Raw genomic sequence first — 16,015 nt, 5'->3', positions numbered from 1 at the left:
GCCTCAATCGTCGGACGGCGTCAGTTTTTCTGGTTGTGGAAAAGGACGGAACAACACGATCAGACGCGGCAACAAGGTCAGTGCACCCACCAGCGCCACTACCATTGCCAGTGCCGTCAATAAGCCGAAATAAAGTGTCGGCCGGAAGTTCGACAGCATCAGAATGGAAAAGCCCAGAATGATAGTCAAAGAGGTGTAATACATCGCCTTGCCGATGGAGTCGTGACTGCGTTTAAGCGCACGCACGTACTGACCATCTTTGGCAAACTCACGACGAAAACGCACGATGTAGTGAATGGTGTTGTCCACCGCGATACCAATGGTAATACTGGCAATGGTGATGGTCATCATGTCCAGCGGAATGCCAAACCAGCCCATAATACCCAGCACACAGCCGGCCGCCAGGATGTTCGGCGCCATAGCAATCAAACTGAGCTTCAGGCTGCGGAACAACAATAAAAACATCAGCATGATGCCGGCAAAAACAGCACCCAGGGTTTTGATCTGCGAATCAAACAGACTCTGCAGCATGTTGTTGTACAACACCATCATGCCGCTGAGCTGAACCTCGTCCGGCTCAAAACCGAGTTCTTCAACGGCATCGGTTTTAATCCGCGCCAGCAGCTCATCGCGATTGATGCCATCCATCGAATCGAGAATGCGCACATTAATGCGGGCCTGGTTATGCTCCACCGATACATAAGGATCGATCACCAGCGCACGAAATTCCGCCGGTATGACCGAGTACAGCAGTGCCAGTTGTATATTGCTCAGCGGTTCGCCGTCGTTAAAAGATTCGGCGATGGTCACCATGGTCGATAACGAAATGACCTTGCCGGTTTCCGGCTGGGCATCCAGGTAATTATGCAACGCCCGGATACGCTCGACTTTGTCGCTGGTAAACCAATATTTTTGCGGGTCATCTTCACCGTCGAAATCATCCTGGAAGGAACCCATTTCACCACTGTCCATACTGAGGAAATCTTCCTCGACAAAGGCGCCTCCGGAATCATCGATAAAACCGTCACCGGCGCTCGAAGGATTCATTTCCGCCATGTCTTCAGCGGCTTCATCCAGATCAGATTCCCTGATGCCATCGGCCGGCTCTAAGGACGCACCGCCGGGGAAATTAATCAGCACTTCCAACGGTGTGGTGCCACCCAGACGCTGATCAATCACCGTCATGCCCTGATAAATTTCAGTGTTCTCGCCGAAATAATCGATAAAGCTGTTTTCCACCACCAGTCGCGACACACCGACCAGCGTCAATCCCGCCAAAGCGATACTGACAATCCAGATCCAACCACCAGAACGCAGCGTCAGACGGGTGAAAAAGCGACTCGCTGCACCGCCGCTGCGGCTTTCACCGGTGCTCTCTTTTTTACCCAGCAACACCAGCATGGATGGAAATAACAAAAAGGTAACCACGAAGGCAACGCCAATACCCAGCGTCATCATCCAGCCAAAATTAATCACCGGGCGAATGCCGCTGAACAATAAAGACGCAAATGCAACGCCGGTAGTCAGCGCCATATACAGACAAGGCACGGCAATGCGACGCACCGCCGTAGTCACCAACTGACGCTGTTCCCAGTCCGGATGGCGGCGCAGCAATTCGCGATAACGCACGATCAGGTGAATCGACATCGACAGCGTCAGAATCAACAACAAAGAAATAAAGTTGCTGGAGATCACCGTCACCGGCCACCGCCCCCAACCGAGAATACCGAGCATGGTCACCACCACCACGCTGCAGCAGATCATCGGCAACACCACCCAGCGCGGGTGACGGAAAATAGCGGTTAAGGTCGCGATCAATAAAAACAAAACGCCCAACCCGAAGGTGATCAGATCGCTGCGCACAAAACGGATGATGTCATCGGCGATCATGGGTACGCCGCCCAGATGCAGCTCACCAGCATCTTCGTACTCGGTCATGATGGAGCGTACCGAATCGATAGCGATACCGATATCTTCAGAGCGTTCATCGCGGCGTTGCTGCAAAGCCGTTTCCACTGCCTGCAACTTATCAGCGTCGAATTGCGGCGAATCTGTCTCGCGCAAGGCCTGTAGAGATTCGCGCTCTTCAAGCAGTCGATCCTGAACGTCATCACGCGGGAAATTGATTTGCAGCGCCGTGGTATTGGCATCCAGATTCAACAGCAGATTGACATACAACGGACTGTTGGCCAGCTCCGAACGCGCCATATCCAGATTGGCGTCCGGATCTTCGAGCGTTTTGATATTGCTGACCAGTTCGGTCATCGGCACTGGCGGGTTGGACAACAGCGGAACGTCCATCACCGATACCACCGAATCGACCGTCGGCAACTGGCGCAACTCATCGCGCAATTCACTGAGCGTACTCAGCGATTGCTCAGTGAAAAGCGGCTGTTCAGGAGTAAAGGTGAGCACCAGGAATTCCTGGGAGCCGTAGCGCTCGGAGATGGTCCGGAATAATTCCAGGTCAGGGTCGTCTTCCAGCAACAGACTCTCGGCAGACGCATCAAGCGAGAAATGCCGTGATTGATAACCGAAAAAGCCGATGACCAGAGCCAACGCCAGCATCAACCAAAGCGCACGCTTGGTGATCAGGCGTTCATAGAGATGAAGTAAGCGAAACCACATGCTGAGTTTTTCCTTGGCGAAGCCTGGGCAGCAAAGTACCCATGCTACTTAACGGTCGGTCTCTTGGCGACCTCCGCGACGGCCACACCAACGACAGACCCGCTGGCGATATGCCTGATAACTGGCACCGTATTCCTGTTCGAGCACCCGTTCCTCATAGCGAATAAACACCCAGTACAGCACCAGAACAAAAATCGGCAGCACCACCCAGGAAGACAGCGAGCCAACCCAGATCGCCAGACCGATCGCAATACAAATGGAACCCAGATACATGGGGTTGCGACTGATCCGGTAAACGCCGCGGTCGACCAAAGAGGTCGGGCGCTCAAAGGGTTGGATGGTGGTGCCAGCACGTTGCAACTCGCGATCGGCGGCTATGTTCAAGAGGGCGCCGATGACCACCGGGATCAGCCCGATGAAATTCCATGGGTAGGGAAACAGGGTTCCCAACGGCAGGATAAAATGCAGCGCAAAGATGCCAAGCATCACCAACAATCCCAACGCCGGGGGCAAAAATGGGGGCTTGTGCCGCATTAATAAAACTCAATAGCCAATTTCGACGCCGCGATTGTACGATTTTGCATTAGCAACCACAGCCGTCGAAAGTCATGACTTTGCCACAACAGGATCAAAAACCCGCGCCTGCGCCTGGCAATCCTCAAAACAATGACAGTCAGTCAGATGATCCATCACCAGACCGGTCGCCTGCATAAAGGCGTAACAGATGGTTGGACCGACAAAGTTGAAGCCGCGTTTTTTCAGCGCTTTTGACATGGCTTCCGCTTCGGGCGTGGAGACTGGAATCTGATCCAGTCGTTGCCAGCGGTTGATGATCGGCTGACCGCCGACAAAGGACCACAGAAAAACGGCAAAATCCTCACCAGCGTCAAGCATCGCCAGATAAGCCCGGGCGTTGCGGCGGATGGATTCAACCTTGAGGCGATTACGCACAATGCCCGGATCGGTCAGACGTTCCGCCAGATCATCATCGCTGAAGGCCGCGATGGCAACGGGATCAAAATCAGCAAAGGCGCGATAGTAGTTATCTTGTTTTTTTAAAATGGTCAGCCAGCTTAAACCGGCCTGCTGTCCATCCAGACACAGCTTGGCAAAAAGTTCACGACCATCGCGTACCGGCCGGCCCCAAACCTGATCGTGATAGGCCCGATAAAGGGCGTCGCCGCCACACCAACCGCAACGTTTACGGTCATCATCTGCATTTGTCATAGCAATACCAGGTTGTCGCGATGCACCAGTTCCGGCTCGGCCATAAAGCCCAGAATGCGTTCGAATTCACGCGACGGTTGTTTGATCAAACGGGTGGCGTCATCGCTGTCATAATTGCACAGGCCGCGGCCAATCACCCGGCCGGATTCATCCAGCAGGGAAACACACTCGCCGCGCTGAAAACGTCCTTTAACCGCTGTCACGCCAACCGCTAACAAGCTCTTTCCCTGCTCCATCAAAGCGCGACAGGCGCCAGCATCCAGGGAAATTTCGCCTTTGGTTTGCAATTGCCCGGCGAGCCATTGCTTGCGCGCCACCAGAGGCTCCATATCAGGAATCAACTCGGTACCCACCAGCTCGCCAGCGCGAATGCGCAACAGCACATCGTCCAGCCGGCCACCGGCAATAACGGTAACCGCGCCACTGCGAGACGCCAGACTGGCGGCACGCACCTTGGTCGCCATACCGCCGCGACCCAAAAGCCCGCCGCCACCGGCCATACCGGCAAGGCGAGGATCGCTGGCCAAAGCGTGTTCGATCAGACGGGCATCGGGATTGCTGCGCGGGTCGGCGTCGAAGAGACCATCCTGGTCGGTCAACAAAATCAACGCATCCGCTTCCACCAGATTGGCGACCAGCGCGCCCAGAGTGTCGTTGTCACCAAAGCGGATTTCATCGGTCACGACAGTGTCGTTTTCGTTAACGATGGGAATCACTGGCAGCGCCAATAAGGCACGCAAGGTGGAACGGGCGTTCAGATAACGGCGTCGATCAGAGAGGTCTTCGTGCGTCAGTAGGATCTGGGCACTGTGCAAACCGTGCTGCTGGAAATCATCTTCGTAGGTTTGCACCAGTTTGGTCTGGCCTACGGCAGCGGCCGCCTGCAACAATTCCATCGATTCCGGACGTGTTGCCCAACCCAGCCGATGCATACCGGCAGCGACCGCGCCGGACGACACCAGCACGACGTCCACACCCTGGTCACGCAACTGCGCCATCTGCGCGACCCACTGACGAATACGGATTTCATCCAGGCCACGACCATCGTTGGTCAACAATGCCGAACCGATTTTTATCACCCAACGCTGACCTTGAGTCAGCGCCGAATGTCGTTGCCGGGAACTGCTCACCGGCGCACTCCTTTAGACGAAAGATTGCCGAATAATAACGCTGCGCTTAAGGCGCATAAATGATTTCGACGTCGTGATCGTCATCATCATCGTCATTATCTTTGTTTCGCTGGGCGCGACGTTGTTGAGCGAGCATTTGAATGCGTTCACGTGCTTCGCGTTCGACTTCATCGCGATGGGCAACATCGGCTTCCAGCCGTTCCGGATCATCAGCCAGGGCTTGATTATCCGCCTCCAGCCAATTCATCAGTTCGTTGCTCAGCGCCTGGGTGCCTTCACCAGACAACGCAGAAATGGCGAATACCGGACCTTCCCAATCCAGCGCTTCAATCACCGCATCGATGCGCGCCTGACGTTCGTCTTCCGGCAACAGATCGGTTTTGGTCAGCACCAGCCAACGTTCACGCTGCGCCAGCGCCGGGCTAAAGGCTTCCAATTCATCGGCAATGGCACGTGCATTGGCGGCTGGATCGGATTCATCAACCGGGTACAGATCGACCAGATGCAACAGCACCCGTGTACGCACCAGGTGCTTCAAAAAGCGAATGCCTAAGCCAGCGCCTTCGGACGCGCCTTCGATCAGACCGGGAATGTCGGCCATAACAAAGGAGCGCGAATCGTCGATGCGCACCACACCCAGGTTCGGCACCATGGTGGTAAAGGGATAATCAGCGACCTTGGGTTTGGCCGCACTGACTGCACGGATCAGCGTCGATTTACCGGCGTTGGGCAAACCCAGCAAGCCGACATCGGCGATCACTTTCAGTTCCAGGCGCAGGTTGCGCGATTCACCGGGCGTACCCTTGGTGAACTGACGTGGCGCTCGGTTGGTGCTGGATTTAAAACGGGTATTGCCAAGGCCACGAAAGCCACCCTGTACAATCTTGACGACATCGCCGGCGCTGCGCAGATCGGCCAATACCTCTTCGGTATCAGCGTCGATCACGGTCGTACCGACCGGCAAGATCAAGGTGGTATCTTTGCCCGCGCGACCGGTCATATCACGGCCTTTACCCGGCTCGCCGTTTTCCGCCTTGTAGCTTCGAGTAAAGCGATAGTCGATCAGAGTATTGACGCCGTCGTCGGCTTTAACCCAGATACTGCCGCCGTGACCACCGTCACCGCCATCCGGGCCGCCCTTCTCGATAAATTTTTCGCGCCGAAAGCTGACACAGCCACTGCCACCTTTGCCGGCTTCGACGCTGATATTGGCTTCGTCCACAAATTTCATCGTTCGCTGCAACCTCTGGTTGAATGCGGTGCGCCACTGGCGCGACATTATATGTTATGCGCTGATGACATCCGTCTAACGTCCATCGCTGGACATAAAAAAAGCCCTGCATGGCAGGGCTTTTTGCAAGAGCGTTAGGATCGACGATTAAGCGACGATGTTGACGAACTTGCGCTTTTCTTTGCCCTTGGTGGTGAATTCCACCTTACCGTCGGCTTTGGCGAACAAGGTGTGATCCTTGCCGATGCCAACGTTGTCGCCGGCGTGGAAACGAGTGCCACGCTGACGGACGATGATAGAGCCAGCAGAAACGGCTTCGCCACCGAAGGCTTTCACGCCCAAGCGCTTGCTCTGGGAATCGCGACCGTTACGAGTACTACCACCTGCTTTTTTGTGAGCCATGGTTTCTCTCCGTTATGCTGAAATACCAGTGATCTTAACTTCGGTGAACCACTGACGGTGGCCCATCTGCTTCATGTGATGCTTACGGCGTTTGAACTTGAGGATTTTCACCTTCTTGTGACGGCCATGAGCCACCACTTCGGCAGAAACCTTGGCGCTCTTCACAGCGGGCTCGCCCACGGTGATTTTATCGCCATCCGCCACCAGCAGCACTTTATCGAAATCGATGTTAGCGCCGGTTTCGGCTTCAATTTTTTCCAGCTTCAGCGTGTCGCCTTCACTGACGCGGTACTGTTTACCGCCACTTACGATTACAGCGTACATGGGATTCTCCATCTGAATGTTTCCGACCCGCACCGACCTCATTACTTAGAACCTGCTGCTAAAGGCAACGCCTACGCTGGGAGCACCCTATGACAGGGAATGAAGCGGATCGATCAGGGCGCGCAATTGTACGGATATGCACCTGGCTGTGCAAGCCCGAATCGTCCTGTTAACAGCGGAACTGTTCGGTCCAGTCAGTCCAGCCTGACGCCGTCGTCCGGCCCTGTTAAGCTAGCCGCTTCATCCAGCCTGACCAGGACCCGATTTCCACATGGACCAGAACGCCATCTTCACCGTCGTTGCCGATGACTTCGCCGCTGTTAACCGAACCATTCTGGCGCAACTGGAATCCCGAGTCCCTTTGGTGGAGAAAATCGCCGACCACATCATTTCCAGTGGCGGCAAACGCATGCGCCCTTTATTGACGCTGCTCAGCGCCGGCCTGTGCGGCGGTATTGATAATCGCCATCACAAGCTGGCGACGGTTATCGAATTTCTGCACACCGCCACCTTATTGCACGATGACGTGGTCGACACGTCTGATATGCGCCGCGGCAAACCCACGGCCAACGCCAACTGGGGTAATGCGCCCTCGGTACTGGTCGGTGATTTTCTCTATGCCCGTGCATTCGAGCTGCTGGTCGAGATTGGCGAGATGTCGGTGATGAACCGCCTGGCCGTGGCCACCCGTACCCTGGCCGAAGGCGAGGTCATGCAGTTAATGAATGTGCGCAATCCGGATGTCACCGAAGCGCAGTATATGGACGTCATCAAAGGCAAGACCGCCATCCTGTTCCAGGCGGCCAGCGAAACCGGCGCGCTGCTCAGTGGTCAAAATGAGGCGGATTGCCAACGACTGGCGACTTACGGCCTGAAGCTCGGCCTGGCCTTTCAGTTGATTGATGACGTGCTCGATTACGACGGCGATGCCGCCAAGCTGGGTAAAAACGTCGGCGATGATCTGGCCGAAGGCAAGCCGACGCTGCCGCTGATTCACGCCATGCAAAAGGCGTCTGACAGCGACGCCAAACTGATTCGCCGGGCCATTCGCAAAGGCGGATTGGATGATCTGGATGCCATCCTCGACATTGTGCACCGCTGCGGCGCCATTGATTACGTCAAGGCCCAGGCACATCGTCAGGTTGAAGAAGCCTTGCAACAGCTCGATGGTTTCGCCGAAAGCCCCTACAAGACAGCCCTGGCCAGTCTGGCTGAATTGGCCGTCGCCCGTGATAACTAAGATTGCAGCGGTCGTTAACGCTCGGCGCCACGCGCCATCTGGGCGTTAACGAAGGCCTGCAGCGCCAGAAAATCGATATCGGACACATACTTGAATTCAATGCCATAAGCGGCAGCACTGTTGGCCAGCTCGCGCCGATCCAGGACGGCGCGAATCTGTGATTCGATGGAAATCACCCGGGTCACATGGCCGACCGTAACTTTTGATGTCAGCAGCAGAATGTCACCCGGCTTACCCAAGGCCTGCAAGGTTTCCAGACGTGCGCCAGTGGTCGACAAATCGACGATCGCGCCGGTACCACGCTCGCCAGTCGTGCTGGTCTGGTTGACGATGGTGACCTGCATATTGGCCAGCACCCGCTCGGCTTTCCGAATTTCCCCCGCTTCAACCCGATCCGGCCAGGCCAGATGCAGGTAATAAGCTGGAGTGGTGCAGATGTGCGCAACCTGAGTACGGAAGGCACAGGCGCTCTTGTTAGAGAAAAACCGCACGATAACGCCCTGATCCTTGCGCAACAGCAAAGGCCGGTGCTCACCCAGCAAGGGAGTGGTCACCAACACCGTCCGGCCCGGAATGTAGCCAATCAGATTGATGTTATGACGCTTGCTGTCACCGCCTTCGACCTCGAGCTTCATACTCAGGCCGGTGGTCAGGCGTAACTTACTGAATTCGATACTGGCCATCGCCAGGCATCCTCCACTCACTCCTGTCACGTCCAACCTAAGTTGACGACTGACGCTCAGGAGTATTCTTCGATAAGCCGGTCGCTACAGCCTGGATCAGGGCCGATATAAGGGGCTCTGCGCAAGCCAGTCGCGCGTTGACGACACCAACTCACGCAGCTGGGTTTCGGTCAGAGCTTCGCCTTCTTGCATCCAGGGCTGCCAGAATGCTTCCGGCGGCATAAGACTGTCATCGGTCAGCGGGCCGATTTCTTTACGTTCTTGTGCCGACAATGACTGCAACCAGAGTAACATTTCCAGACCGGCGACATTGGCCACCATGTCTTCGGCGCTGAATCCGGTGGGTCGGGTCAGCGCATCCGACCATTCTTTGTAGACCGCCAGCTCCAGTACCGACTGCGGTGACATCTGGGTGCCCAGCCACATCGCCAGCACAAAATGCCGCGCCAGATCGTAACGCCCTTGCAAGGTCAGCCGCTTAAACGGAAGCTCGGGCAGGTCTTCACCAGGTATCAGGCCAGATGAAGAACGCAGGGCTGCATAACTGAGCGCGCCCAGCATAGCAGCCGCATCCTGATCCCAGTCGAATTCCGGCCGGGACAGCATGGCGCGCATGGCTTCACGCAACGGAATGCGGAAGGCTTGCTGCTGTTCAAACCAGTCACCCAGCCACAATACCTCCTCACGCAGCTGTTCAACCTGGCGCGGATCCGACCAGAACGGCGCGAAGCGCTGCATCCAGCCGGCCAGTATCGGGTCATCCCAAACCACCTCCACGGCGATCTGTCCTTCAGACAGCGTCACACTAGGATTCAATTGGCGCCATAAGCGTTCGGCGTCAGCGACAGAGGGGATTTCAGCAAGGCGCAGGTTCACTCGTTCGAGCAAATAAGACGGCAGACGAATACCAGAGATGCTCAGCTGATCGAGATAAAACGGCGCCTCGGGTCGCCAGCGTAATTGCAACGGCAGAAAACGATCCAGCACACCGGTAGGCCACCAGACATCCAGAATGACCTCTTGCTGAGTGACATCAGCACGAAATTGGGAATGCGTCAGGCGCGGCTGGGTCGAGGCCAGTAAAATGGCCAGCTTTTGAATATCGTCTTCAGCAACAACAATGCCGTAGGTTTCGCCACTGACCAGTCGCGCCGGGTGATAGTCTTCTAACCATTGGCGGTATTTGCGCAAGTCACTGAGCGGGATGATGGTGCGCGGTACGGCATCGTCACCATCAGTCAACCACCAGAAGGATCCGGCCAGCACAGCGACGATCAGCAGCAGAACCAGCATCAACCTGCGTATCAGCTTCACTGGGTGTCCTCTAGCTGATTCTCATAACGCACTTTCAAGGCGTCCTGAATACCGCGCCGCCAAGGCTGTTGTTTGATACCAAAGGTGGCTAACACCTTACGCGCGCTCAGTTCGGCATTGACCGGCCGCTGCACCGGTGTTTCCGGCGCATCGGCCAAATCCATTTCCGACAGTTGTTCGACGCTGACATCAATATAGGATTTGGCGGCCTTGACCACCGTTTCAACGAAGGTACGCCAGTCGGTCCGGTCACTGCCGACATAGTGATAGGTGCCCCACAGCGGTGGCTCTACATGGCAATCAACCTGCTCCAACATGGCAAAGATCACCCGCGCCAGATCGGCCGCTGGCGTCGGACAACCCTGCTGGTCGTTGTACAGACTGAGCACCGAACGATCCATTAATTGGTCGAGTAACCGAGTCAGTGGATTATCGCCATCCGGCCCAAAGACCCAGGAAGTCCGTACGATTAAATGCTGTTCACAGGCAGCGCGAACGGCCTGTTCACCCGCCCATTGACTGTCCCCGAGGACCGACAGCGGATTCGCAGCATCGTTCTCAACATAGGCCGAAGCCTTGGTGCCATCGAAGACCCGTTCTGACGACAGCTGCACCATACCGACGCCACGCTGCGCACAGGCCTGGGCCAGCAAGGCCGGGCCATCGCGATTAAACGCAAAGCTGGCCGCCGCATCCTGCTGGGCCAGGTTGGCGTCATACAAACCATCGGTATTGATCAGATAATCCGGTGCCGCCTGTTCCAGACAAGCCGCAATAGCGGCCGCATCGGTAATATCCAACTGGTTGCGCGTAACGGCGACAAAAGCGACTTCCCGACTGCTCAGCAAACGCTTCAGAGCTCGACCAACCTGACTGTCAGCACCGGTCACCAAGATGTTCACAGAGCGACCTCAGAAAGGAATATCGTCGTCAAAGTCGTCGAAGTTATTGTTGCCTGGTTGAGAACCGGTTTGCGGTGCTGGTTGGCTGGGTGCCGGCTGTTGACCGCCGCCGAAACCACCGCCCTGATTAGGCTGGCCACCAAAGCCGCCGCCACTCTGCTGACCGCCAAAACCGCCCTGAGGTTGTGACTGCGGCTGCGACTGGGGTTGCCCACCACCAAAGCCACCGCCTTGATTCGACTGGCCACCGCCAAAGTTGCCACCGCCGGAGCCGCCGCCTTCATTGCGACCACCGACAAACTGCATATCACGCGCCACGATTTCAGTGGAGTAACGGTCCTGACCGTTTTGATCCTGCCACTTGCGCGTCTGCAGACGACCTTCGATATAAACCAAAGAACCTTTATGCAGATAGTTAGCCGCGGTTTCGGCCATGCGACCAAAAATCACGATGCGGTGCCATTCGGTTTGGTCCTGGCGATTGCCCTGGTCGTCCTGCGGACCCAGTTCATTGGTCGCCACATTGAGGTTAACCACCTGAGTACCCGATGCGGTGGCACGAACGTCCGGGTCCTGACCCAGCCGTCCGAGAATAATGACTTTGTTTACCGTACCTTTAGCCATGATCGATATCCTGTTGGTTAAGCGCTTGATAGCAGCCGTCCGGGCCGCCTCTTACTTCTGAGTTGTGTGTATCATCACGGCGGACTCTGCCGTGGTCAATTGTGGTTTGTTGCCGATGTGGATTCACTCGCACTGGCATGGCCGTAACCGCGCTCAGCCAGCCACAGAACCAGCATCCACAGCGCCATCAGCGTCACACCCAACACCGCTATGCCGACCTGATCAAAGCGACTGAAGGCCCAACCACCCAGCGCACCACCGCAGGCAGCGCCCAAAAACTGACCGGTGGAGAACAAACCCATAGCCGTGCCGCGCGCATCCGCCGGCGCACGACGACTGAGCAGAGACGGCAAGCTGGCTTCAATCAGATTAAAACCGACAAAGAACAACCAGGTCAGACCGATGCTCAACACCAGCCAGTGGTTCAGACCCAGCAATAAGGTTGCCAGCAACACCAGGGCCGCAGCAAAAAGCAGTACCGGCACATGCAGGCGACGGCGTTCAGCGATCATAATCAAGGGTGCCATGGCGACAAAGGACAGCACCATCACAGGCGCATAAATCCAACCCAGATGACTCTCGGCCACACCCTGACGCGTCAGCATCACCGGCAGGCCGACAAATAAGGCGGTCATGGTCAGATGCAAGCAAAAGATGCCCAGACTCAACGGCGTCAGCTGACGATCACGCAACACCGCGCCCAACTGACTGCCTCGCCATTGTCGTTCGCGATGTACGACAGGCGCTGGCGGTTGCGGCAACCACAACAGGATCAGCATGCTGAGCAAAGCTAATGCAGCGGTCGCCCAGAACGGCCCGGCCAGACCAAAACCGCCTGCCAGCCAGGGACCAACCATGACCGCCAAGACGAAGGAACCGCCAATAACCGCACCGACAATGGCCATCGCCTTGGTGCGTTCGCCGTCGCGGGTGTAGTCGGCCAGCAAGGCCAGCACCACGCTGGCAATGGCACCACTGCCCTGCAAAGCACGCCCGACAATCAGCCAGAGTACATCATCCGCCAGCGCCGCCAGCACTGAACCGGCGAAGAACACCAGCAGTCCGGCCAGAATAACCGGCTTGCGACCGAAACGATCCGACAACATGCCTAAAGGAATTTGTAACAGCGCCTGAGTGACACCATAAATGCCCAGCGCCAGGCCCAGAGTCTGAGTGCTGGCGCCAAGCAAATGCTGACCGTAGAGCGTCAGGACAGGCAGCACCATAAACAGCCCTAACATACGAGCGGCATAGAGTGTTCCCAGCCCGAAGAGCGCGCGTTTTTCCAGGGAATTGAAAGCCATGACGGGTCAGTCTACGTATCCAACCGAGTGCGAAGGCGCGCATCTTATCAGAAAAGATCGAACCAGTGGCGCCGCTTGGGTTCTGTACATACATACAGTACACTTTCGCTTTTGTGTCTGACCGCAGCTGTAACGCCAAGAGGAACAGATGGACAAAATTATCGTCCAGGGGGCTCGTACCCATAACCTGAAAAATATCGACGTGGAAATCCCGCGTGATCAACTGGTCGTGCTGACCGGTCTTTCCGGTTCCGGCAAGTCCTCACTGGCCTTTGATACGCTTTATGCCGAGGGCCAGCGGCGCTATGTCGAATCCTTGTCGACCTACGCCCGCCAGTTTCTGTCGATGATGGAAAAGCCCGATGTCGATCACATCGAAGGCTTGTCTCCGGCCATCTCCATCGAGCAGAAAACCACCAGTCACAACCCGCGTTCGACGGTCGGCACCACCACCGAAATCTACGATTATTTGCGTCTGCTTTACGCGCGCGTCGGCGAGCCACGCTGTCCGCATCACGACGAGCCGCTGGCTGCTCAGACTATCAGCCAGATGGTCGATCAGGTGCTGGCGCAGCCGGAAGGTTCCAAGCTGATGATGTTGGCGCCGCTGATCGACGACCGCAAAGGCGAACACCTGCACGTTTTCAACGAACTGCGCAGCCAGGGTTTTGTGCGCGTGCGCGTCGACGGCACAGTGATGGATCTGGACGAAGTACCGGCGCTGGATAAAAAGCGCAAGCACAGCATCGAAGCCGTAGTCGATCGCTTTAAAGTGCGTGACGATCTGAAACTGCGTTTAGCCGAATCCTTCGAGACCTGCCTGACTTTATCCGGCGGTACCGCCAAGGTGGTATGGATGGATGGCGACGGCGATGACCTGCTGTTCTCCGACCGCTTTGCCTGTCCGGTCTGCGGTTACTCTATTGCCGAACTCGAACCGCGCATGTTTTCCTTCAACAACCCGGCCGGCGCCTGTGAGCAGTGTGACGGCCTGGGCATGAAGCATTACTTCGACGGCGGCAAGGTCGTGCGCGACCCGAGCCTGAAGCTGGCCGAAGGTGCCATCTCCGGTTGGGATCGACGCGCCGTTTATTACTTCAGCCAGATACAGGCGTTGGGCGAACATTACGGCGTCGATATCGATGTAGCCTTTAACAAACTGCCGAAGAAATTCCAGAAGATCGTGCTCGAAGGCAGTGGCAATACCGAGATCGAATTCTCCTATGTAAACAGCCGCGGCGCAGTCTACAGCCGCCAGCACACCTTCGAAGGTGTGATGCCCAATATGGAACGGCGCTATCGTGAAACCGACAGCCAGATGGTTCGCGAAGAGCTGTCAAAATTCCTCACCGAACAGGACTGCCCCGGCTGTCACGGTTCACGCCTGAAAGAAAGCGCGCGTCATGTTTTCGTTAACGGCATCAACCTGCCGGAAGTGACGCACATGGCCATCGGCGATGCGCTGAGCTATTTCGAGACGCTGAGCCTGACCGGTTCCAGAGCCCAGATCGCCGATAAAATTCTGCGCGAAATCGGCCAGCGGTTGAGCTTTCTGGTCAACGTCGGGCTCGACTATTTAACCCTCGATCGCAGCGCCGATACGCTATCCGGCGGTGAAACCCAGCGCATTCGTTTGGCCAGCCAGATTGGCGCCGGCCTGGTCGGGGTGATGTACATTCTCGATGAGCCCTCGATCGGTCTGCATCAGCGCGACAACGATCGACTGCTGCAAACGCTGACCAATCTGCGTGACCTGGGCAACACCGTTTTGGTGGTCGAACACGATGAAGACGCCATCCGCGCAGCTGATTACGTGCTCGATATCGGTCCCGGCGCCGGCGTACACGGCGGTGAAATTGTTGCCGCCGGAACGCCCGCTGAAATCATGGCCAATCCGAAATCCCTGACTGGTAAATACCTTAACGGTCAGGAAGCGATTGCTGTTCCGGCCAAACTGACGCAGGCCGATGCCAAACGCCAGCTCACCATCACTGGTGCGCGCGGCAATAACCTGCAAGACGTCACGCTGAATCTGCCGGTTGGCTTGCTCACCTGCATTACCGGCGTCTCCGGATCTGGCAAGTCAACGCTGATAAATCAGACTCTGTACCCGCTGGCTGCCGCCAGGCTGAACAAAAACACCACCCTGTCACCAGCACCTTATAAAGATATTAAGGGTCTGGAACATTTCGATAAGGTGGTCGATATCGACCAAAGCCCGATTGGCCGCACGCCACGTTCCAACCCGGCGACCTACACCGGCACCTTCACCGCCATTCGTGAATTGTTTGCCGGCACTCAGGAAGCGCGTTCACGTGGTTACCAACCCGGGCGTTTCAGTTTCAACGTCAAAGGCGGTCGCTGCGAAGCCTGCCAGGGCGATGGCGTAATTAAAGTGGAAATGCACTTTTTGGCCGATGTCTATGTGTCCTGTGATGTGTGCGACGGCCGTCGCTATAACCGCGAGACATTGGAGATTCGCTACAAGGGTAAAAACATTCACGAAGTGCTGGAAATGACTATTGAAGAAGGTCGCGAATTCTTCGATGCGATACCGGCGCTGGCGCGCAAACTGCAAACGCTGATCGACGTCGGTCTGACCTACATTAAGCTGGGGCAAAGCGCGACAACCCTGTCCGGCGGTGAAGCCCAGCGCGTTAAACTGGCGCGGGAACTGTCGAAGCGCGATACCGGCAGCACGCTCTATATTCTCGATGAACCAACCACCGGTCTGCACTTCCACGACATCAAACAGTTGCTGGCGGTGCTGCATCGTTTACGTGACGACGGCAATACGGTGGCGGTGATCGAGCACAACCTGGACGTCATCAAAACCGCCGACTGGATTGTCGACCTGGGCCCGGAAGGTGGCAGCAAAGGTGGGCAGATTATCGCTGAAGGCACGCCGGCCGATGTCAGCGAAAATCCGCAATCCATCACCGGCCACTACCTCAAACCGTTACTGAAAAAACGCGCCCAATCGGCCTGAGCAAAAAACAAAAAAGC

Annotated in this window: 14 protein-coding genes; 2 read left to right on the top strand and 12 right to left on the bottom strand. The window is 56.4% G+C overall.

Features of this window, described 5'->3' with window-relative positions; all coding sequences use genetic code 11:
- Positions 1–3 precede the first annotated feature (3 nt).
- The 7 genes from ACXAE6_RS10830 to rplU form a co-directional block, all read right to left on the bottom strand.
- Positions 4–2,628, bottom strand: a complete 2,625-nt coding sequence (locus tag ACXAE6_RS10830; protein WP_475147477.1) for an efflux RND transporter permease subunit — start codon at positions 2,626–2,628, stop codon at positions 4–6.
- A 48-nt stretch (positions 2,629–2,676) separates the two neighbouring features.
- The gene (locus tag ACXAE6_RS10825; RefSeq protein ID WP_392804284.1) at positions 2,677–3,162 is read right to left on the bottom strand and encodes a methyltransferase family protein; all 486 of its coding nucleotides are present in this window, start codon (positions 3,160–3,162) and stop codon (positions 2,677–2,679) included.
- A gap of 72 nt (positions 3,163–3,234) precedes the next feature.
- Positions 3,235–3,855 (bottom strand): DNA-3-methyladenine glycosylase I, encoded by a 621-nt coding sequence (locus ACXAE6_RS10820; RefSeq protein ID WP_475147474.1) that lies wholly within the window; start codon positions 3,853–3,855, stop codon positions 3,235–3,237.
- Positions 3,852–4,985 (bottom strand): glutamate 5-kinase, encoded by a 1,134-nt coding sequence (proB, locus tag ACXAE6_RS10815; RefSeq protein WP_475147470.1) that lies wholly within the window; start codon positions 4,983–4,985, stop codon positions 3,852–3,854. Before proB ends, ACXAE6_RS10820 begins: the two co-directional genes overlap by 4 nt.
- A 46-nt stretch (positions 4,986–5,031) precedes the next feature.
- Positions 5,032–6,216, bottom strand: coding sequence for an Obg family GTPase CgtA (cgtA, locus tag ACXAE6_RS10810; protein WP_475147468.1), 1,185 nt, complete (start codon positions 6,214–6,216; stop codon positions 5,032–5,034).
- A gap of 147 nt (positions 6,217–6,363) precedes the next feature.
- On the bottom strand, positions 6,364–6,618 hold the full coding sequence (gene rpmA / locus ACXAE6_RS10805) for a 50S ribosomal protein L27 (RefSeq protein ID WP_392804293.1): 255 nt from the start codon (positions 6,616–6,618) through the stop codon (positions 6,364–6,366).
- A 12-nt stretch (positions 6,619–6,630) separates the two neighbouring features.
- A complete protein-coding gene (gene rplU / locus ACXAE6_RS10800; protein ID WP_108162724.1) occupies positions 6,631–6,942 on the bottom strand; it encodes a 50S ribosomal protein L21 in 312 nt (103 codons plus the stop codon).
- A gap of 271 nt (positions 6,943–7,213) precedes the next feature.
- On the opposite strand from rplU, the gene ACXAE6_RS10795 reads away from it, so the two are divergent.
- The gene (locus tag ACXAE6_RS10795; protein WP_475147464.1) at positions 7,214–8,182 is read left to right on the top strand and encodes a polyprenyl synthetase family protein; all 969 of its coding nucleotides are present in this window, start codon (positions 7,214–7,216) and stop codon (positions 8,180–8,182) included.
- A gap of 14 nt (positions 8,183–8,196) precedes the next feature.
- Here ACXAE6_RS10795 and ACXAE6_RS10790 read toward each other — a convergent pair whose 3' ends face one another.
- The 5 genes from ACXAE6_RS10790 to ACXAE6_RS10770 form a co-directional block, all read right to left on the bottom strand.
- On the bottom strand, positions 8,197–8,865 hold the full coding sequence (locus ACXAE6_RS10790; protein ID WP_392804297.1) for a flagellar brake protein: 669 nt from the start codon (positions 8,863–8,865) through the stop codon (positions 8,197–8,199).
- Between the two features lie 96 nt (positions 8,866–8,961).
- Positions 8,962–10,179: a hypothetical protein gene (locus tag ACXAE6_RS10785; protein ID WP_475147461.1), complete on the bottom strand. Its 1,218-nt coding sequence runs from the start codon at positions 10,177–10,179 to the stop codon at positions 8,962–8,964.
- Positions 10,176–11,081: an SDR family oxidoreductase gene (locus ACXAE6_RS10780; protein WP_475147458.1), complete on the bottom strand. Its 906-nt coding sequence runs from the start codon at positions 11,079–11,081 to the stop codon at positions 10,176–10,178. Before ACXAE6_RS10780 ends, ACXAE6_RS10785 begins: the two co-directional genes overlap by 4 nt.
- Before the next feature lie 9 nt (positions 11,082–11,090).
- Positions 11,091–11,705, bottom strand: coding sequence for a single-stranded DNA-binding protein (locus ACXAE6_RS10775; RefSeq protein ID WP_475147455.1), 615 nt, complete (start codon positions 11,703–11,705; stop codon positions 11,091–11,093).
- 95 nt (positions 11,706–11,800) lie between these two features.
- A complete protein-coding gene (locus tag ACXAE6_RS10770) occupies positions 11,801–13,009 on the bottom strand; it encodes an MFS transporter (RefSeq protein WP_475147453.1) in 1,209 nt (402 codons plus the stop codon).
- A gap of 148 nt (positions 13,010–13,157) precedes the next feature.
- On the opposite strand from ACXAE6_RS10770, the gene uvrA reads away from it, so the two are divergent.
- On the top strand, positions 13,158–15,998 hold the full coding sequence (uvrA, locus tag ACXAE6_RS10765) for an excinuclease ABC subunit UvrA (RefSeq protein WP_475147451.1): 2,841 nt from the start codon (positions 13,158–13,160) through the stop codon (positions 15,996–15,998).
- Positions 15,999–16,015: the final 17 nt, after the last annotated feature.

The organism is Saccharospirillum sp. ABV4_185 (genome assembly GCF_056159245.1).
Note: the sequence above shows the minus strand (reverse complement) of the source record. Positions and strands in the feature narration are given on the sequence as shown.

Excerpts from the sequence above, each read along its gene's own strand:
- ACXAE6_RS10830 (WP_475147477.1), bottom strand. The coding sequence starts at position 2,628 with ATGTGGTTTCGCTTACTTCATCTCTATGAACGCCTGATCACCAAGCGT.
- ACXAE6_RS10825 (WP_392804284.1), bottom strand. The coding sequence starts at position 3,162 with ATGCGGCACAAGCCCCCATTTTTGCCCCCGGCGTTGGGATTGTTGGTG.
- ACXAE6_RS10820 (WP_475147474.1), bottom strand. The coding sequence starts at position 3,855 with ATGACAAATGCAGATGATGACCGTAAACGTTGCGGTTGGTGTGGCGGC.
- cgtA (WP_475147468.1), bottom strand. The coding sequence starts at position 6,216 with ATGAAATTTGTGGACGAAGCCAATATCAGCGTCGAAGCCGGCAAAGGT.
- rpmA (WP_392804293.1), bottom strand. The coding sequence starts at position 6,618 with ATGGCTCACAAAAAAGCAGGTGGTAGTACTCGTAACGGTCGCGATTCC.
- rplU (WP_108162724.1), bottom strand. The coding sequence starts at position 6,942 with ATGTACGCTGTAATCGTAAGTGGCGGTAAACAGTACCGCGTCAGTGAA.
- ACXAE6_RS10795 (WP_475147464.1), top strand. The coding sequence starts at position 7,214 with ATGGACCAGAACGCCATCTTCACCGTCGTTGCCGATGACTTCGCCGCT.
- ACXAE6_RS10790 (WP_392804297.1), bottom strand. The coding sequence starts at position 8,865 with ATGGCCAGTATCGAATTCAGTAAGTTACGCCTGACCACCGGCCTGAGT.
- ACXAE6_RS10775 (WP_475147455.1), bottom strand. The coding sequence starts at position 11,705 with ATGGCTAAAGGTACGGTAAACAAAGTCATTATTCTCGGACGGCTGGGT.
- ACXAE6_RS10770 (WP_475147453.1), bottom strand. The coding sequence starts at position 13,009 with ATGGCTTTCAATTCCCTGGAAAAACGCGCGCTCTTCGGGCTGGGAACA.
- uvrA (WP_475147451.1), top strand. The coding sequence starts at position 13,158 with ATGGACAAAATTATCGTCCAGGGGGCTCGTACCCATAACCTGAAAAAT.